At 63.9% G+C, this 17,506-nt stretch carries 17 protein-coding genes; 4 read left to right on the forward strand and 13 right to left on the reverse strand.

Annotation, left to right across the window (positions count from 1 at the left end):
* Positions 1–107: 107 nt before the first annotated feature.
* The 4 genes from ACFVWT_RS07030 (at position 108) to ACFVWT_RS07045 (ending at position 3,243) form a co-directional block, all read left to right on the forward strand.
* Positions 108–959: a putative RNA methyltransferase gene (locus ACFVWT_RS07030; protein WP_390246447.1), complete on the forward strand. Its 852-nt coding sequence runs from the start codon at positions 108–110 to the stop codon at positions 957–959.
* A gap of 122 nt (positions 960–1,081) precedes the next feature.
* Entirely contained in the window at positions 1,082–1,543 is a 462-nt protein-coding gene (locus ACFVWT_RS07035; protein WP_390246449.1) for an NfeD family protein, read from the forward strand.
* 103 nt (positions 1,544–1,646) lie between these two features.
* Positions 1,647–2,633: an SPFH domain-containing protein gene (locus ACFVWT_RS07040; protein WP_390246451.1), complete on the forward strand. Its 987-nt coding sequence runs from the start codon at positions 1,647–1,649 to the stop codon at positions 2,631–2,633.
* A gap of 262 nt (positions 2,634–2,895) precedes the next feature.
* Positions 2,896–3,243 carry an RNA polymerase-binding protein RbpA gene (locus tag ACFVWT_RS07045; protein ID WP_011692034.1) on the forward strand — a complete coding sequence of 116 codons (348 nt, stop codon included), beginning with the start codon at positions 2,896–2,898 and terminating at the stop codon, positions 3,241–3,243.
* A gap of 119 nt (positions 3,244–3,362) precedes the next feature.
* Here the strand turns inward: ACFVWT_RS07045 and ACFVWT_RS07050 are convergent, their stop codons facing one another.
* From ACFVWT_RS07050 to ACFVWT_RS07110, 13 genes are all read right to left on the reverse strand, one after another.
* On the reverse strand, positions 3,363–4,103 hold the full coding sequence (locus ACFVWT_RS07050) for a polyprenol monophosphomannose synthase (protein ID WP_390246453.1): 741 nt from the start codon (positions 4,101–4,103) through the stop codon (positions 3,363–3,365).
* Positions 4,104–4,523: 420 nt separating this feature from the next.
* Entirely contained in the window at positions 4,524–6,200 is a 1,677-nt protein-coding gene (locus ACFVWT_RS07055) for an amidohydrolase (protein WP_390246455.1), read from the reverse strand.
* A 53-nt stretch (positions 6,201–6,253) separates the two neighbouring features.
* On the reverse strand, positions 6,254–9,148 hold the full coding sequence (locus tag ACFVWT_RS07060; RefSeq protein WP_390246457.1) for a DEAD/DEAH box helicase: 2,895 nt from the start codon (positions 9,146–9,148) through the stop codon (positions 6,254–6,256).
* Between the two features lie 24 nt (positions 9,149–9,172).
* Positions 9,173–9,967, reverse strand: coding sequence for a twin-arginine translocase subunit TatC (tatC, locus tag ACFVWT_RS07065; RefSeq protein ID WP_390246459.1), 795 nt, complete (start codon positions 9,965–9,967; stop codon positions 9,173–9,175).
* 48 nt (positions 9,968–10,015) lie between these two features.
* Positions 10,016–10,312 carry a Sec-independent protein translocase subunit TatA gene (gene tatA, locus ACFVWT_RS07070; protein ID WP_390246461.1) on the reverse strand — a complete coding sequence of 99 codons (297 nt, stop codon included), beginning with the start codon at positions 10,310–10,312 and terminating at the stop codon, positions 10,016–10,018.
* Between the two features lie 32 nt (positions 10,313–10,344).
* Complete coding sequence (locus ACFVWT_RS07075; protein ID WP_390246463.1) at positions 10,345–10,716, reverse strand: hypothetical protein; 372 nt, start codon at positions 10,714–10,716, stop codon at positions 10,345–10,347.
* A 10-nt stretch (positions 10,717–10,726) separates the two neighbouring features.
* Positions 10,727–12,718, reverse strand: a complete 1,992-nt coding sequence (locus tag ACFVWT_RS07080; protein WP_390246465.1) for a helix-turn-helix transcriptional regulator — start codon at positions 12,716–12,718, stop codon at positions 10,727–10,729.
* A 121-nt stretch (positions 12,719–12,839) separates the two neighbouring features.
* Positions 12,840–13,235: an FKBP-type peptidyl-prolyl cis-trans isomerase gene (locus tag ACFVWT_RS07085; RefSeq protein WP_011692026.1), complete on the reverse strand. Its 396-nt coding sequence runs from the start codon at positions 13,233–13,235 to the stop codon at positions 12,840–12,842.
* A 27-nt stretch (positions 13,236–13,262) separates the two neighbouring features.
* Positions 13,263–14,192 carry an FKBP-type peptidyl-prolyl cis-trans isomerase gene (locus ACFVWT_RS07090; protein ID WP_390246467.1) on the reverse strand — a complete coding sequence of 310 codons (930 nt, stop codon included), beginning with the start codon at positions 14,190–14,192 and terminating at the stop codon, positions 13,263–13,265.
* Between the two features lie 111 nt (positions 14,193–14,303).
* Positions 14,304–15,668, reverse strand: a complete 1,365-nt coding sequence (gene pafA, locus ACFVWT_RS07095) for a Pup--protein ligase (protein ID WP_390246469.1) — start codon at positions 15,666–15,668, stop codon at positions 14,304–14,306.
* 1 nt (position 15,669) lies between these two features.
* On the reverse strand, positions 15,670–16,377 hold the full coding sequence (prcA, locus tag ACFVWT_RS07100) for a proteasome subunit alpha (RefSeq protein WP_390246471.1): 708 nt from the start codon (positions 16,375–16,377) through the stop codon (positions 15,670–15,672).
* A 1-nt stretch (position 16,378) separates the two neighbouring features.
* Complete coding sequence (gene prcB, locus ACFVWT_RS07105) at positions 16,379–17,206, reverse strand: proteasome subunit beta (RefSeq protein ID WP_390246472.1); 828 nt, start codon at positions 17,204–17,206, stop codon at positions 16,379–16,381.
* A gap of 85 nt (positions 17,207–17,291) precedes the next feature.
* A complete protein-coding gene (locus ACFVWT_RS07110) occupies positions 17,292–17,495 on the reverse strand; it encodes a ubiquitin-like protein Pup (RefSeq protein WP_209750368.1) in 204 nt (67 codons plus the stop codon).
* Between the last annotated feature and the right edge of the window lie 11 nt (positions 17,496–17,506).

Here is a 17,506-nt window from a genome sequence, read left to right on the forward strand (position 1 = left end):
GGATGGGCTGTGAAATAGCTCACGCCGCGCCTGGATCAGTGCGGCTGCCGGCGGCCGGGAGCCGGGGGTCGGGAGTCCGCCGCTGCCGCGGCCCCTAGGATGGTGGCATGCTTTCCGACGCTGCCCGTTCCCTCCTGTGCCCCGTCTGCCGGAACAGCCTGACCCTGGCCGGTAACCGGCTGGCTTGCCCTGAAGGCCACAGCTTTGACGCTGCCAGGCAGGGTTACTTCAACCTGCTGGTGGGCAAGGGAACCGTCTTCGAAGCAGATACAGCTGCCATGGTGGCAGCCCGCTTCGACTTTCTTTCCAAGGGTCATTACCGGCCGCTGGCCGAGGCGGTCGCGGAGTTCGCTGCCCCCGTGCTGCAGGGACCGGATGCCGCCGTACTGGATGCCGGTACCGGAACCGGACACTACCTCAAGGAAGTATTGGCGGTTGTCCCCGTGCCGGCCATCGGCCTGGATATTTCCAAGTTCGCACTGCGGCGTGCCGCCCGGCTTAATCCCGGCGCCGCCAACCTGGTGTGCGATGTCTGGCAGCCGCTTCCGGTCGCGGATATGGCGGTGGATGTCGTTACGGTGGTCTTCGCCCCGAGGAACGCATCGGAATTCGCCCGGGTGCTGCGTCCCGGCGGCCGGCTGATTGTGGTGACGCCGCGCTCCGGGCACCTCGCGGAAATAGCCGGACAAACCGGCATGCTAGGCATTGAGCCGGCCAAGGAGGAACGGCTGGCCGCGTCTCTGGGCGGACATTTTGCTCCGCATTCCACCCGGGAGCTGGATCTCGAGCTTGGGCTTGAACCCGCCGACGTCGGCAACCTTGCTCTGATGGGACCCGCCGGCCACCATCTGGACCCGGCGGTGCTGGACACCATCATCGCCGGGCTGCCGTCGCTGACAAAGGTCTCAGCGCGGTTCCGAATCAGTGTCTTTGAACCCCTGGAGCAGCCGCCCGCATAACGACTTGACTACGTTCCAGAGGTCCCCACGACCACCCTCCTGCGCCTTGTAGCTTCGGTCTAGGATGGAAGGACAGTAACTGAGGGCCTGCTTCCGCAGCCGCGGGGACGAAGGGGGAGCACATGTTTGAATGGCTTGGCGAGAACTGGTGGGCACTGTGGCTCACGGTATTCCTGGCGTTCGCAGTCGTGGAGATGCTGACGCTGGACCTCTTCTTCATCATGCTCGGAGGCGGAGCGCTGGCCGGGCTGCTGGCCGATTTCGCCGGCGCCGACTTCTGGCTGCAGATCGTGGTCTTCTGCGTTGTTTCCCTGCTCATGGTGGTCTTCGTACGTCCGGTAGCGCTGAAGCACCTGAAGAAGGGCCCCGCTGAACAGCGGACCAATATTGACCGCCTCATCGGCGAATCCGCCCTTGTGATGGAGACCGTGAGCACTTCCTCCGGCCTGGTCAAGATCGGCGGAGATGTCTGGAGCGCGCGTTCTGAGAACGGAGTCCTCACTACCGGGCAGCGTGTGGTGGTTTCCGCCATCGAAGGAGCCACCGCCGTCGTGGCTCCACAACCGGAAACGGCGGTTCAGTAGCAGTAGCACGAACATTTTTCCGGCAGCCGCCACCGGCGCCGGTCAGGCGGCAGAGTATCGCCGCAATACACCGCTAGGCACATAACTGGGGAATAGGTGATGTATGGATATCGCAGTCGCAATAGTGCTGCTGGTTCTCGTTGCGTTCGTAATAATAGTGCTGGTCCGGTCGGTGCGGATTGTCCCGCAGGCCCGGGCCGGAGTCGTGGAACGGCTCGGTAAATACCAGCGGACACTGCTCCCCGGGCTCACCATCCTTATTCCCTTCGTCGACAGGCTCCTGCCGCTGCTGGACCTTCGCGAGCAGGTTGTGTCATTCCCCCCGCAGCCAGTCATCACCGAGGACAACCTCGTCGTCTCCATTGACACCGTTGTCTATTTCCAGGTCACTGACGCGAGGGCAGCAACGTACGAGATTGCCAATTACATCCAGGCGGTCGAACAGCTCACCACCACCACGCTCCGAAACGTCGTCGGCGGCCTCAACCTCGAAGAGGCCCTGACTTCCCGCGACCAGATCAACGGACAGCTTCGCGGCGTCCTGGACGAAGCGACGGGCCGCTGGGGGATCCGCGTTTCCCGTGTGGAGCTGAAGGCCATTGATCCGCCCCACTCCATCCAGGACTCTATGGAGAAGCAGATGCGCGCCGAGCGTGACCGCCGCGCTGCCATCCTCACCGCCGAGGGCACCAAACAGTCGGCCATCCTGACCGCGGAAGGCCAGCGCCAGTCCTCCATCCTGAAGGCCGAAGGTGACGCCAAGGCTGCCATTCTCCGCGCAGACGGCGAGGCCCAGGCCATCCAGAAGGTCTTCGACGCGATCCACAAGGGCAACCCCGACAACAAACTCCTGGCCTACCAGTACCTGCAGACACTGCCCAAGCTGGCCGAAGGTTCCTCGAACAAGCTTTGGATCATTCCCAGCGAAGTTGGCGAAGCCCTCAAGGGCATCGGCAACGCGCTCGGCGGCACCAACCCGGATCCCCGTTCCGGCGGTCTGTTCGACGCCACGGCCGGCGACGGCACGAACGCTGCCGGCGAGGCCCGGCCGGATGTTGCCGAACCCAACACGCCGAGGCAGCCGCTGTAGGCAGCCACGTGAACCACCGGCCAGGGAGGTATCCGCAGCGCGGGTGCCTCCCCTGGTTTTGCGCCGGGGACCCCGCTTTACTCGTCAGCCCAGAAGCCGGTATAATAGTATATTTGTCCGGCTGGTTCAGGCCCGCTGGAACAACATAGCTTGGCAAAGCGTTGTATCTATTGGTGCAATGCAGTGCAAACAGTAGTCCGAGGCGTGAGCTGCCCCGGCTAGCGCGGAGCCTGACTCCGCGAACCGACCAAAGGGAGAAATCATGAGCGATCGCAGCCTCCGGGGCATGCGTCTTGGCGCACAGAGCATGGAGACGGAATCCGGTGTTGAGCCGGCTCCGCGCCAGCGGGTTGAGTACCGTTGCGAGGACGGCGAGCAGGTCTTCGTTACCTTCTCCTCCGAAGCCGAGATTCCCCCGGTGTGGGTTTCGAAGACCGGCAAGGAAGCCTTGCTCGTTGACGGCGAACGCCCGATCAACAGCAATGAGAAGGCCGTCCGAACGCACTGGGACATGCTCCTTGAACGCCGATCCCTGCCTGAGCTCGAGCAGATCCTCGAAGACCGCCTGACCATTCTGCGGGAACGCCGCGGCGAACGGCGCTCGGCTTAGGCCCGGCAACGGCTAAGCCCAACACCAAGGGCCGGGCCCGTATCCTCATCTGAGGCTACGGGCCCGGCCCTTTGTCGACTGTGTCCCTGCAGCAACTGCCGGAGAACACTGCTGCTCGGCTAGGCTGCGGCGGAACCCCGGCCCGTGAGTTTCTGCCAGCGGGCAGCCAGTCCCCACTTGGTGACGTTGATCATGGCTTCCACCACGATGTTGCCGCTCATCTTGGAAGCTCCAAGTTCCCGCTCCACAAACGTGATGGGGCGCTCCACGATCTTCAGGCCCATCTTGGCAACACGCCAGGCGAGGTCCACCTGGAACCCGTAACCCACGGAGTCCACCTGGTCGAGATTGAGTTTCTCAAGGGTGGTCCGGCGGAAGGCGCGGTATCCGCCGGTGACGTCTTTGATCTTGATGCCCAGCATAAGCCGCGCGTACGTGCTGCCGATGCGTGAGATGGCCTGCCTGTACAGCGGCCAGTTGACCACGCTGCCTCCCGGAACCCAGCGCGAACCCATGGCCAGGTCTGCACCCTCTTCTACTGCGTCAAGGAGTTGTTGCAACTGTTCGGGCTGGTGTGAACCGTCGGCGTCCATCTCCACGAGGATGTCGTACCCGGCCTCCAGGCCCCATTTGAAACCCGCGATATATGCGGCGCCCAGTCCGGCCTTGCCTTCACGGTGCAGGACGTGGACCTGGCGGTCCTCGGCAGCGATACCGTCTGCCAGCTGTCCAGTGCCGTCCGGGCTGTTGTCGTCCACCACCAGGACATCGGACGCCGGGACGGCTGCACGCAGGCGTGCAAGTGTCTTGGGCAACGATTCCAGCTCGTTGTAGGTGGGGATGATGGTGAGGACGCGCACAGCGAGGCCCTTTCCTTGATGGGAGCGGTCACGCGCCAGGAAGCACAACAAGAGTGCCGGCTTTAAGGCGCAAGTCACCATTATAGGGAGTTTGCCCATGCCGGGCGCGTCACACGCGAGGCCGCGGGCAGGTCCACGCGCCACGGGCCAGTTTCGGACGGATGCGATATGCCTCGGCGGAACTGTTTTCTGCTGCGAAGTGGACCTGCCCCTGGGACTACCACGGTCTGTCCCGCCGGCAGGCGCGGGCTCGGCGCCCTGCTGGAAGGTCAGGTGGCCAGACGGAGCCCCTCGACTTTGGATTCCGTCCGTTGCGACTCAATGCTACGGGCAGCCCCGGGAGTGTCAACCCGCGTCTGACGTGCGGTTTTAGGTGTATCCGCAGGTCAGGGACATACGGCACGCCGAAGGCTTTACGGTCTATGACTGAAGGGAGCCGTTTGTGAACAACTCCTTACCGTCGCGGACGGTCTGCAGGCACACGGGATCGTTGCCGGTGTCCAGCGCCGGGAGCAAGGGTGTGCGCGCACGGGGATCTGTACTCCACGACTGCACCCGCCCGTCCGCGACCTGCACCATGAGTTCCTCCACTTCCCAGACGGCAAAGCTTGCGGGAGCGCCCGGAACCAGTTGGCCGGCCATTGGATTCCTGTACTTGGCTGCCCGCCAGCCCGCCCTTGTGTGCCCGAGAAACGCCGCGCGGGCTGAGATGCGCTGGTCCGGGTTGCTGTGCTCAAGGCAGGCGCGGACACTGGCCCACGGGTTCAGCGGAGTGACGGGGCTGTCGCTGCCGAAGCAGATAGGTACTCCCGCCGAATAGAAGGATGCGAAGGCGTTCATTCCGCGCTCCCGCTGGCCCAGACGTTCCTGGTAGAGGCGTCCCGGTCCGCCCCAGGCTGCGTCGAAGCCCGGCTGCACGCTGACGGTCACCGAGTACTTTGCGAGCCGGCCGATTGCCCCGGGATCGGCCATTTCCACATGTTCGAACCGGTGGCCTGCTGCCCTGACCCGTTGCTCCCCTACTTCGGCTGCTGCCCGGTCCAGGGCGTCCAGCGCGGCGTCGAGCCCGGCGTCTCCAATGACGTGGAACCCGGCCTGAATGCCCAGCAGCGAGCACGCGGCGAGATGGGCTGCAGCTTCGTCAACGGACAGGTATAGGCTGCCGCGTTCCCCCGGAGCATCGCTGTAGTCGTCCCGGAGGGCGGCTGTGCGCGACCCCAAGGATCCGTCAATGTTCAGGTCTCCCGCGAGGCCGCGCACACTGGCGCCAAGGCCTTCGAGGATACTGCGGGCGTCCTCCTCAGAGCCTGCCAGCTGGCCCCAGTACGGGAGTACTTCAGGCACGGCCTTCCGCGAGCCATCCGGGCTGTTCCACCCGGCCGCAATCCGCAGGTCCGCGGCGCTGCCTATATGCGGCGCCGCCATTTCGGCCACGGCCACGTAGCCGTTTTCGGCGGCCACAGCCAAAGCTCGTGACTGGAAGCCTTGCAGGACGTCATCCGGCAGCTGGCGTGCTGCACGCCTGGCTGAGGTGTGGGCAAGGCGTTTGACCTGGCTGCCGGAGGAGAAGCCGTCCAAGCCGGTCAGGCCCGCTGCTGTGGCCAGGGAGGATGACACCAGTGCGGAATGGGCGTCCACCCGTGACAGATACACTCGCCGGCCTCCCGCGGCGCGTTCCAGCTCCTCACGGCTGGGGAGCGCCTGATCGGCCCAGCCGCTTTCGTCCCAACCATGGCCGAGTACCGTGGCGCTGACGTCGACTGGCTTACCTGCGACGGAGGAAGCTACTGCATCCAGGATTTCGGCCGCTGAGCGCATACCCCGGAGCTGAAGTGAGTCCAGGGCGATGCCCGTTTCGGTCAGGTGCACATGTGAGTCAACAAAGCCGGGGGCCAGCAGCGCGCCGTGGAGGTCGATGATGTCCATGGAGGAATCAGCGATCGACGTCGCTGCCTGTTCGGATCCGACCCAGGCCACGGTGTCGCCGTCCACCAGCATGGCGGTGGCAAAGGGGTCTGCAGCGGTGTAAACGGAACCGTTGCGGTACAGCGTCACTTTGCGGTGTTCGGCCGGCAGGTCTGCCCGTGCGTCAGTCATGTTGTGTGGTGCTCCTAAGCAGCCTTGGGGGTGGTGGAACTGGGGCCGTGGCGTCACACCACGGTGGAATAAGCGACCACGCCGCGTCTCACGAGGATGATGGCCTCCGAGCAGAGCCGTGAAAGCCGCGGATCCAGGCCAGGGATTTTCGCCAGCTGGTCGAGCAGGTCAATGACCTGTTTGACCCACCGGACAAAGTCGCCCGCGGCGAGGTCTGTTCCGTTGAGGACTTCCTGGAGATGCTTACCCTTGGCCCACTTATAGATCGGCCACACGAGCCCCAGCTCCGGCTCTCCCGTCAGCGGAAGCTTGTTTTCTTCCTCGGCGTCTTCCAGCACGGACCATTCCCGGACGACGATGTCGACGGCGGTCTCCAGCGACACGCTGGGCATCCGGGGCCGAAGCCCGCGTTCCTCCCGCTTCGCCTGGTAAACCAGCACGCTTGCGAGGGCAGCAACTTCCGTGGCATCCAGATCGCTAAAGGCGCCTTGCCGCAGCGACTGGGATATGAGGAGGTCTTTCTCACCGTAAATCCGGCGCAGTTTCTGGCCGTCCGCATTGATGGTTACCTTTCCGGAGTCGGAGGTTTCAAGGTAACCGTAACTAGAGAGAAGATCGCAGACCCGGTCGAACGTCTTGGCGATCGTGTTGGTGCGCCCTTGGATTTCGCGGATCAGTCCGTCCGTTTCGCGGCGGAGTTTCCACCACCGCTCCGACCACCGTGCGTGATCCTCACGTTCACTGCAGCCGTGGCAGGGATGGGAACGCAGCGCCAGCCGCAGATCGCTGATCCGCTTCTCCACGTCCGGCTGAGCCGCTGCCCGGCCGAAATCGGTATTGCGGGCGTTTCCGGGCGCAGGCGGACGGTTTTCCCGGATCGCGTTACGGACTGACGATGCGAGGTCCTTGCGCGACTTGGGCACTTTCGCGTTGAACGACTTCGGTATCCGGACCCGGGTGACCGGTGTGATTGGCCCTTCAAGGTCCTGTACGCCTATCCTCCGCAACTGGTTGTCCAACGTCAGCACCGCCGGCCGCGGCTCGCGGGAGTTGTGGTCGGAGCCAAGCACAACGGCGAAGCCGGGCGCCCTGCCGGTCGGCACGTCCACGACATCGCCGGGTAACAGCCGGCTCAGCGAGTCTTCTGCAATGGACTTGCGGGCCCGCAATGTGCTGCGGGAAGCGATATTTTCCGCATCCGAAAGCTCCCGCCGCAGCCGGGAGTACTCGGTAAAGTCGCCCAGGTGGCAGGTCATGGACTTCTGGAAGCCGGCCAGGGATTCTTCCCTGCTCCGGACCTGCCTGGCCAGGCCCACCACTGAACGGTCCGCCTGGAACTGGGCAAAAGAGGATTCCAGGATCTCCCGGGCACGCGGCCGGCCGAACTGCGCCAGGAGGTTAATGCTCATGTTGTACGTGGGCCGGAAGCTGGAATTCAGCGGGTAGGTGCGGCGGGACGCCAGGCCGGCAACCGCAGTCGGGTCAGTTCCGGGCTGCCACAGCACTACGGCGTGGCCTTCGACGTCGATTCCGCGCCGTCCAGCCCGTCCCGTCAGCTGGGTGTATTCGCCCGCGGTGATCCCCACGTGGGCTTCACCGTTGAACTTGTCGAGCTTTTCCAACACCACCGACCGTGCCGGCATGTTGACGCCGAGGGCGAGGGTTTCCGTGGCGAATACCGCCTTGACCAGGCCCTCCACGAACAGCTTTTCCACGACTTCCTTGAAGGTGGGAAGCATCCCTGCATGGTGGGCCGCCAGCCCGCGCAGGAGGCCGTCACGCCAACTCCAGAAACCGAGCACATCAAGATCATCCGACGGGATGTCCTGCGCGGCTTCATCAACCCGGCGGGCGATGACCTGTTGTTCGCGCTCAGTGGTCAGCCACAATCCCGCTGAAACGCACTGGGCCACGGCGGCGTCGCAGCCGGCGCGGGAGAAGATGAACGTGATGGAGGGAAGCAGGTCCTGCCGGTCCAGGCTGGCGATAACCTGGGGGCGGCTGGCCTTACGGACAGGGCTCTGCGGGCCCCCCTGGCCGTGGCGGGTATCGCCGCGCTGGTGTTGCTGGCGGCGTTGGCTGCGTCCGCCATGCCCGAAGCGGGCCCGTGAATTCATCTGGCTCTCGGTGCGCGCCATCGCCAGCAGATCGGGATTGACTTCGAAGCCCCGTTCAAGGGCGGCGTTCGCAGTGGTCGCCGTCGCGGCGGGATCCGATTCGCCCTCCGGGGCAATCTCGTCAAACGTTGTTTCGCCGGCGAAGAGGTCAACGATTTCGCGTCCCACCATGACGTGCTGCCAGAGCGGCACCGGCCGGTGTTCGGAAACAATGACGTCGGTGTGTCCTCGGACAGTGTCCAGCCAGGCACCGAATTCTTCGGCATTGGAGACTGTTGCGCTCAGCGAGGCCACCTGGACTTCGCTGGGAAGGTGGATGATGACCTCTTCCCAGACGGCGCCCCGGAACCGGTCAGCAAGGTAGTGGACCTCGTCCATGACCACGAAGCCGAGGTCGTCCAGGGTGTCCGAATCCGCGTAAAGCATGTTGCGGAGGACTTCGGTTGTCATCACGACAACCGGGGCATCGCCGTTGATGCTGGTGTCACCGGTGAGGAGCCCCACGTTCTCCGGACCGTACTTATCGGCCAGTTCCGAGTACTTCTGGTTGCTCAGGGCCTTGATTGGCGTCGTGTAGAAGGCCTTCAGTCCCCGCTGGAGGGCCAGATAGATGGCGAACTCCCCCACGATGGTCTTGCCGGCCCCGGTGGGGGCCGCCACCAGGACTCCCCTTCCCTGCTGCAGGGACTGGCACGCTTCGCGCTGAAAGTCGTCGAGTTCGAAATCCAGCGTTCGGACAAATGCGCCGAGGTACGTTTTGGCTTCTGCGGTCCGTTCGGCACTGGCCCGATAGAGTTCAGACGGCGACTGTGGCCCGGTTGTGGAGGACATACTTCCAGCCTAGTGGGCGCGGGACTACAGTTTCCCCAGTTCGGAGCCGGGCGTTGCGACGTCGGCGGTCGCTTCAGTTTCGGCGGCGATCTTCGCAGCCTTTCGGTCCCGGCGCCGGTCATTGAAGATACAGAGTCCGATGGCGGCGAAAAACAGGGCAAGCAATGGGCCCGCGAGCAGGAACATGGACAGGGCATCTGCGCCCGGTGCAGCAACAGCGGCAAGCACAAAGACGAGGAACACCGTGATGCGCCAGGCCTTCAGGATGGTTTCACCCCTGATAATGCCTGCCATGTTGATGCCCACCAGGACAACGGGAACAAGGAACGCGAGCCCGAGGAACAAGACCATGCGCGTGACGAAATCAACATAGTCACGGGCATCGATCAGGTTGGAGAAGCCGGACGGCGTGAACTGGGTCAGTGCGCGCACCACCTGCGGCGTCACCATCCATCCCACCCACACCCCGGCAAGGAACAGCGGCACGGCTGCGGCCATGTAGCCGAGTGTGTAGTGCCGCTCCTTCTTGGTGAGGCCGGGCGTGATGAAGGCCCACAGCTGGTAGATCCAGATGGGGCTGGAGATGACGGCGCCGATCAACAGCGAAAGCTGCAGTTTGAAGTCAAACGGCGACGCGATGCTGGAGAAATTCACCGAAGAAGTGCCACCGGTGGTTTCGGCAATCCGATCCACCGGTTCCTTGAGGGCGCTCAATACCGGGTCGTAGAGGATCCAGCCGCCGATGCCGCCGATGACCAGGCCAATGGCCGACTTAATGAGCCGGTTCTTGAGCTCCTTAAGGTGATCCATCAGGGCCATCCGACCCTCAGGGTTGGATTTACGGCCCTTCGTCAGTGCCACTTCAGGTCAAACGCGGTTCGACGGCGGAACGTCGGTGCCGTCTGCGCTGCCGGTGCCGCTGCTGGAGTCACCGTTGTGCGGGCGGGACTGCGGATGGTTGACGATCTTGCCTTCGACCGGGTCCGTGCCGTCCTTGGCCTCGGGCTTGCCGTCGTTCTTCATTTCCTTGACCTCGGATTTGATAATCCGCATTGACTGGCCAAGGCTGCGGGCCATAGCCGGAAGTTTGGGCGCGGCAAACAGCAACAGAGCCACGATGATAATAATGACGATGGGCCAAGGGCCATCAAAGAGTCGTCCCACTGGAAGTCCTTTCCTCGAAATACATCCTACGTCTAACCGAATTCGATGTCGCGCAGCGCCTGGGGCTGGCCACGGTCCGCTTTGCGCTGAACGCGCCGTTGACGGCGCTCTTCCCTGCGGGAGGATTTGGACGTGAGGTAATCATGTCTCATCTGCATCGGCGAGGCAAAAACCGCCGAACCAGGTCTGGCCCGGGGCGCCCGACCGGGCTCTCCCTCCGGCTCCGGTTGCCCGCCCGGCTCGGTGAGGTTGGCCAAGGGTGCCCCGAACCGCTCGCCCGCAGCTCCCAGGTCTTTGACCGTGGCCATGAACTGCCTGAAGAGCCTGATTCCCAAGAGCACATAGAAGAGCAGGGAAACGGCTACGAGCGCTATCCAGATAAGGATCCAAGACCACCAAGGCATGCTGGATAGTCTAGTCGCCGTAGCGGGCCAGGGCGGCGTCGATCCATTCGCCGGCAGCATCGGCCAGGCCTGGTGGTTCCAGAATGCGGACGACGCCGCCATGCTGTGCAACGAACATGGGCAGCCACCCGGTGCTGCCGAACCTGATTTCGGCAATGAGCCCGCCGTTCGGAAGCGGCGCAGTCCGTTCGGCGTAGTAGTCGTCGGCCAGTCCGATGCCCTGGGGCGCCAGTTCGACGATGACCAGGACGTCGTCGTCGTTCGGGGTGAACAACTTCACCGGGAAGCCGTCCGCGGGTTTTGCTGCCTCGGTGACGCGCCTGCCGTTAGGCTCCAGGGTCTCGATGCGGTCCAGACGGAAGTTGCGTAGTCCCTGTGCGCTGTGGCAGTAAGCCTCGAAGTACCAGGTATTGTCCAGCGAATAGAGCCGAAGGGGGTCGACGTCCCGCTCAGACATTGAGTCCCGCTGCGCGGAAAAGTACGTGAGGTGCAGCTGAAGGCCGTCCGTGATGGCTTGCCGGATCGTCGCAAGATGCGCGGAGTTCCCCGGACCCACCTCCGGCCCGGCGATGGACGCAGCCTTCAGGCCCTCCTCCCCTGCTGCCGCCATTAATTTCACCGTGACGGACTCGAGCGCACTCCCCTCGGCGAGCTCAGGCAGGCCGTTGAGGGCCTCCAGGCCGGTCAGCAGGGCGCACGCCTCATCGACGGTAAAGCGGACCGGACGGTTGAGGTCAAGGTCCTGCGTGATGAAGACGTGGTCGTCTTCCCACTGGATGTCCAGGAGATCGTCGGGGTATCCCTCGGGGAGGCCGGAGCAGATCAGGATGCGCAAATCGTCTTCGAGCTCCTTCCGGGTAACTCCGAAACTCGAAGCAACTTCGCTGATATGCAGGCCCTGATGGTGCACCAGGAACGGCACGAGCTGAAGCATCCGCTGGAGCTGGTCCTCGGACGTCCGTTTCCGCGGACGCTTGGCCGGTGGGGTGTCCGGAAAGACGATCTCGGGTTCCGGAGAGGCCGCGAAATCCGCAGCGGCCTTTAGCCGCCTCCGGACAGCCGACATTAGCTCTGCGGGCGCGACCACCGTGACATTCGGCCCGTAGGACGCGAGTTCTTCACCCAGCACCTCAGCGTCCCGGAAGGGGACACTGAGCCGGTCCCGGCCGCCGTCGGACGTCTCGACCGGCATCCCGGCGGCGGGGGCTCCTGTCGAGCGCTTGCGCAGGCCAAGCACCTTGCCGGGCGCGACGTCCACAATGGCGGACTGCACCGGCAGCTCGGGCAGCGAATCAAGCTCCTTCCGCACGTTGAAGCCCGGTGGGGGCGAATAGCGGTCCTTTTCCTGGACGGTCACCGCAGACGTGAAGCGGGACAGGCGGAAGAAGCGCTTGGCCGCACGGTCCCGGTCCAGGCCAACCAGGTACCACTGGCCAAAGCGGCTGCCCAGGCCCCACGGCTCAACGGTCCTGAGTTCTTCGCGGCCGGTGCTGCCGGCAAGGTACCGGAAGCTCACGGGATGCTGGGCATGCATAGCCGTGACCAGGTCCTCAAAGGCCTGCCCGGCGGGCCTGATCCGCGGCTGAACGCCTGCCGGCAGTTCGGCTTCAGAGAGCCCGCCAGCTGCCTGAAGCTTGCGCAGGGCGTTCTGTGCCGCCGATCCCAGTGCGGCCTGCTCCCATAGCTGCGCGGCCAGGATGAGCACCGTGCATTCGGCCGAGGTGAGGTTGACGTCAGGGAGCCTGTTGGACTCCTTGCCGATGCGGTAGCGCGTGGTGGCAGGATCGTCGGAACCCCAGCCCTGGTCCATGACCGTTTCGACGTCGAAACCGAACTGGCGGAGGTCGCTCTTGTCGCGCTCGAACATGCGGCCGAAGGCAACCTCGCTGCTGCTGGTGTCACGGTAGACCTTTTCGCGCAATTCACTGCGCCGCAGGCCGTAGCGGGTGTTGAGCAGCGCGATAAGAAGGTTTAGGAGGCGTTCTGTACGTATGGCTGACACCTTGGCTACGTTACTAAAGCAGCCGCGGCTTAACGCAGGGAGCGCGGCAACAAACGGAAATTTGCTTCCGATTGTTACCGCGCTCCCTGCAGTTGTCCGGCCGGTGCCGGGCCGGGTCCCCTTAGCGGACTCCGACGAGGTCCACCACGAAGATCAGTGCTTCGTTGGGAGCGATCGCTCCGCCGGCACCGCGGGAACCGTACGCGAGTTCGGAGGGGATTTCCAGGCGGCGGCGGCCGCCGACCTTCATGCCCAGCAGCCCCTGGTCCCAGCCTTGGATGACCTGGCCGACGCCCACGCGGAAGTCCAGCGGAGCACCGCGGCCCCAGGAAGCGTCAAATTCTTCGCCCGTGGACCAGGCGACTCCGACGTAGTGGGTAGAGACAGTGTCGCCAGGCTTGGCCTCGGCTCCGTCACCCTCGATGAGGTCCGTAATGACCAGTTCGGTAGGTACATCGCCCTCGGGGAAGTCAATTTCCGGCTTCTGGCGATCGAAATTGCGTTGTCCAAATGACATGTTTGCTCCTTTTTTGGTTGGGTCGGCTTACTTGACGCCGAGGATATCGACGACGAAGACCAGGTCGCCCTTGGCCTCGCCCTGTCCCGCATCACCGTAGGCAAGATCCTTCGGGATGACCAGGAGGACGCGTGAGCCCACGGTCTTGCCGGCCAGGCCCTGCGTCCAGCCCTTGATGACGCCGGTCAGCGGGAAGCTGGCCTTTTCGCCGCGGTCGAAACTGGAATCGAACTTCGTTCCGCCGTTCAGGGTGACTCCGACGTAGTTCACTGTCAGGGTGTCGGTTTCCTTGACAGCAGGGCCGGTGCCCTTGATCAGGTCCTGGGAGACGAGTGCCGTAGGTGCCTTGACGCCCTCAACAGAGATTTCCGGGATTCCCTTGTCGTTTTCCTTGACTGTGGGAAGCCCGGCGGGAGGCGTGACCGTCTCACCCTCTGGCTTGTCCAGCACCTTCGGGGCATCCTTGGCGGAGAGGACCTTGACCACGAGCAATTGCGTGGGGCCGGCCTCGGCACCTTCCTTGGCGGCCTGGCCCGGGACGGCGAGGGCAAGCTGGGAGCCAATCTTGGCGCCGACAAACGCGTTGTAAATCACGGCGTTTCCGGTCTTCAGGGCATCGTTCAATTCAAGGGGCTCCGGGTCCTTGGCGAAGGTGTCTTCAAGGGTGGAGCCGTCCTTGCCGCTCACGGCGAGGATCGAAATGTCGGCGACCTGGTTGGCCTTGAGGCGTTCCCCGTCGCCCTCGGTGACCACCTTGACGGTGGGTTCCTTCACGTCCAGGGGCTTGTCGAATTCGACTCCGGGTGCCTTCTTGTCCCCGTTGTCCGTCAGCTTCAGGGAGTCGAGCTTGGCGGTCTCGCCAGCAGACTGGCTGGTGGGTTCCGGGGCTGCGGGCGATCCGCCGCAGGCGGTTATCAGCAGCAGTCCGGGAATGAGAATTGCTAGTAGTCGGCGCACGTAAGAACTTTCGTCGGGGCAAGATGGATGCGTTGCCGCAAGTGGAGCGTGCGGCAACGCAGTCGGGGCCGGTTAAACGGCCCCATCCAGAATAGCCCCTGAAGCTGGGTATCAGCCCATAGAGTCCAGGAGGGCATCCACGCGCTCGTCCACGCTGCGGAACGGATCCTTGCACAGGATCGTCTGGTGGGCGCGGTCGTTGAGCTTCAGATGTACCCAGTCGACCGTATAGTCGCGTCCCAGTTCCTGGGCGCGGCGGACAAAGTCGCCGCGGAGCTTCGCCCGCGTTGTCTGCGGCGGCGCATCCACAGCGTCCTTGACGGCAGTGTCATCCACCACCCGGCGGACAGCGCCGCGGGACTGCAGCAGGTAATAGAGCCCGCGGGTCCGAGAAATGTCGTGGTAGGTGAGGTCCAGCTGGGCGATCCGGGGCGCGTCGAGTCCGAGTCCGTGCCGTTTCCGGTAGCTGTCCATCAGCTTCTTCTTGATGGCCCAGTCGATCTCGGTGTCGATCGTGCTGGTGTCTCCGCTTTCAATGGCTGTGAGCGTCCGTTCCCAGAGGTCCAGGATGAGGGGCACATGCTGGTTGTGGGCGCCGTTTTCGGCGACAAAGGACGTGACTTTGTTCAGGTACTCGCGCTGGATTTCCAGGGCCGTCAGCTGACGGCCGTTCGCAAGGCGGATGAGCGCCCGTCCACTGAGGTCGTGGGAGATCTCACGGATGCTGCGGATCGGATTCTCCATCCGCATGTCCCGCATGATCACTCCGGCCTCGATCATCCGGAGGATCAGGTCTACGGTGCCGACCTTCATCAGGGCCGTGGTTTCGGACATGTTGGAGTCGCCCACGATGACGTGGAGGCGGCGGTAGAACTCGGCGTCGGCGTGGGGTTCGTCCCGGGTGTTGATGATGGGACGGGACCGGGTGGTCGCGGAGGAAACACCTTCCCAAATGTGGTCCGCGCGCTGGGAAAAGGCAAAGGTGGCGCCGTGCGGGGTCTTCAGGATCTTGCCGGCACCGGCGATGAGCTGGCGCGTTACCAGGAAGGGAATGAGGATCTCGGCCAGCCTTGAGAATTCGCCGCGGCGGGGAATGAGGTAATTTTCGTGGCTGCCGTATGAGTTGCCCGCGGAGTCGGTGTTGTTCTTGAAAAGGTAAACGGTGCCGTTGAACCCCTCGGCGGCGAGCCTTTCCTGGGCCTCGTCGACGAGGTCGTCCAGGATCAGTTCTCCCGCCCGGTCATGGGCGATCAGCTGTCCCAGGTCATCGCATTCGGCGGTCGCGTACTCGGGGTGGGAGCCCACGTCCAGGTAGAGCCGCGACCCGTTCGTCAGGAACACATTGGAGGAACGCCCCCAGCTGACCACCTTGCGGAAGAGGTAGCGTGCCACTTCCTCCGGTGCGAGCGGACGCGAGTCCGGGCTCGAGTACGAGATGCCGAATTCGGTCTCAATGCCGAAAATGCGCTTGTCCATTTCAATTCTCCTTAGACAGCAGGGCGGCGATTTCGTCGTCGCCGAGGCGCCGGAAGGCCCGCCGGGATCCCCGGGTGCTTTCCGAAGCGCGGTCCAGTACGGCGACCTCCAGGGCCGACGCCGGGAGTTCGCCGGCTTCCTTGTCGGTGACGAGCCCCTTCATTGCGAGCCTGATGGCCCCGGCGAAGTTGAGTTCCTGCTGCCACCCGCCCTCCACCGTCTCGGCCACTTTGTCGGCCTGCCCGCCCATCACGATGAAGCGCTTTTCGTCAGCGATCGAACCGTCGAACGTCAGCCTGTACAGGTGGTCGTCCGACTGACTCCCTCCGACCTCCGCCACTGCAAGCTCAACTTCAAACGGTTTCTGCTCCGCCGTGAATACCGCGCCGAGGCTCTGGGCATAGACGCTCGCGAGACCCCTGGCCGTGACGTCTTCCCTGTCGTAGGAGTAGCCGCGGACATCCGCGTACCGCACTCCCGCCTGGCGGAGGCTTTCAAACTCGTTGTATTTTCCGACGGCGGCGAAGGCGATCTTGTCGTAGATCTCACCGATTTTGTGCAGGGACGGGGAGGGATTTTCCGCGACGAGGGCAATCCCCTCCTCGCAGCTGATCACCACGACTGAGCGGCCGCGGGCGATGCCCTTCCGTGCGAAATCCGCACGGTCCTTCATGAGCTGTTCGGGTGACACATAAAACTGCTGGGTCATCTCAGGCCTCCCGCCGTGCTGTCGTCCTGGCCTCGATGATGGCCCCCGCCACGGAGGCGAGGTCGTGATCGGGTATACGCCTGGCGCCTGAACGTTCCACGGTATAGACGACCGGCCACAATTGCCGGACCGGATCCGGTCCGCCGGTTGCCGAGTCGTCATCCGCGGCGTCATAAAGGGACTCAACGGCCACGGCCACCGCCTCTTCGGCGGTCAATCCCGGCCGCCAGAGTTTCTTGAGTGCACCGCGTGCAAACACGGAACCGGAACCCACGGCATGGTGTTCCTTCTCCTCGTAGCGGCCGCCGGTGACGTCGTAGGAAAACAGGCGGCCGATTCCCACGGGCAGGTCAAAACCGGCAAACAACGGCACCACGGCCAGGCCCTGCATGGCCATGGGGAGATTTCCGCGGATCATGGCGCCGAGCCGGTTGGCTTTGCCCTCGAGGCTCAGCAGGGTCCCCTCGATCTTTTCGTAGTGTTCCAGTTCCACCTGGAACAGCCGCGTGAGATCGATGGCGATCCCCGCTGTCCCGGCAATTCCCAACACTGAATAGCTGTCGGCAGGAAACACTTTTTCGATGTGCCTGCTGGCTATGACGTTCCCCATCGTGGCGCGGCGGTCGCCGGCCATCAGGACTCCCCCGCCAAAGGTCAGGGAGACGATGGTGGTGGCATGCGGCACCTGCAGCGGCTGCGACCCGGCGCCGGTCAGTGCTGCCGGGAACGGCTGATTGTAGGGAAGCAGGCCGGGCCTGTTGCGTTGGAGGTGTTCAGTGAACGATGACGTGGCGTTGGCAGCTACCTGGTTGGCTGTGGTGTCCTGCACTGATGCACTCCTTCAACGTGGTGGATCAACGTCTCTTCGGGCGTCCGGCCTGCCGTCCCTCCGTTCAGGCGATGGCAGCCTGAGCCTATTGGCCGCCTTTTTGGACGAAGGCGCGGACGAATTCTTCGGCGTTGGATTCGAGGACGCCGTCGATTTCGTCCAGGAGGTCGTCCACACCCTGGGTCGCTGCCGACGCCTGGGCTTCTCCGGATGCGGGCGGCGTTGCGGGGGCGTCGTCTTCGAATTCGCTTTCCCGTGACTGCGGCTGCTGCTGCTCCTGGCCTGCCATTTCCTTCTCCT

Source organism: Arthrobacter sp. NPDC058288 (assembly GCF_042880995.1).
GTDB lineage: Bacteria > Actinomycetota > Actinomycetes > Actinomycetales > Micrococcaceae > Arthrobacter.

Bases quoted from the DNA above. Each gene is read 5' to 3' on its own strand.
- ACFVWT_RS07030 (WP_390246447.1), top strand. From the start codon at position 108: ATGCTTTCCGACGCTGCCCGTTCCCTCCTGTGCCCCGTCTGCCGGAAC.
- ACFVWT_RS07035 (WP_390246449.1), top strand. From the start codon at position 1,082: ATGTTTGAATGGCTTGGCGAGAACTGGTGGGCACTGTGGCTCACGGTA.
- ACFVWT_RS07040 (WP_390246451.1), top strand. From the start codon at position 1,647: ATGGATATCGCAGTCGCAATAGTGCTGCTGGTTCTCGTTGCGTTCGTA.
- ACFVWT_RS07045 (WP_011692034.1), top strand. From the start codon at position 2,896: ATGAGCGATCGCAGCCTCCGGGGCATGCGTCTTGGCGCACAGAGCATG.
- ACFVWT_RS07055 (WP_390246455.1), bottom strand. From the start codon at position 6,200: ATGACTGACGCACGGGCAGACCTGCCGGCCGAACACCGCAAAGTGACG.
- ACFVWT_RS07060 (WP_390246457.1), bottom strand. From the start codon at position 9,148: ATGTCCTCCACAACCGGGCCACAGTCGCCGTCTGAACTCTATCGGGCC.
- tatC (WP_390246459.1), bottom strand. From the start codon at position 9,967: ATGGCCCTGATGGATCACCTTAAGGAGCTCAAGAACCGGCTCATTAAG.
- ACFVWT_RS07075 (WP_390246463.1), bottom strand. From the start codon at position 10,716: ATGCCTTGGTGGTCTTGGATCCTTATCTGGATAGCGCTCGTAGCCGTT.
- ACFVWT_RS07085 (WP_011692026.1), bottom strand. From the start codon at position 13,235: ATGTCATTTGGACAACGCAATTTCGATCGCCAGAAGCCGGAAATTGAC.
- pafA (WP_390246469.1), bottom strand. From the start codon at position 15,668: ATGGACAAGCGCATTTTCGGCATTGAGACCGAATTCGGCATCTCGTAC.
- prcA (WP_390246471.1), bottom strand. From the start codon at position 16,377: ATGACCCAGCAGTTTTATGTGTCACCCGAACAGCTCATGAAGGACCGT.
- ACFVWT_RS07110 (WP_209750368.1), bottom strand. From the start codon at position 17,495: ATGGCAGGCCAGGAGCAGCAGCAGCCGCAGTCACGGGAAAGCGAATTC.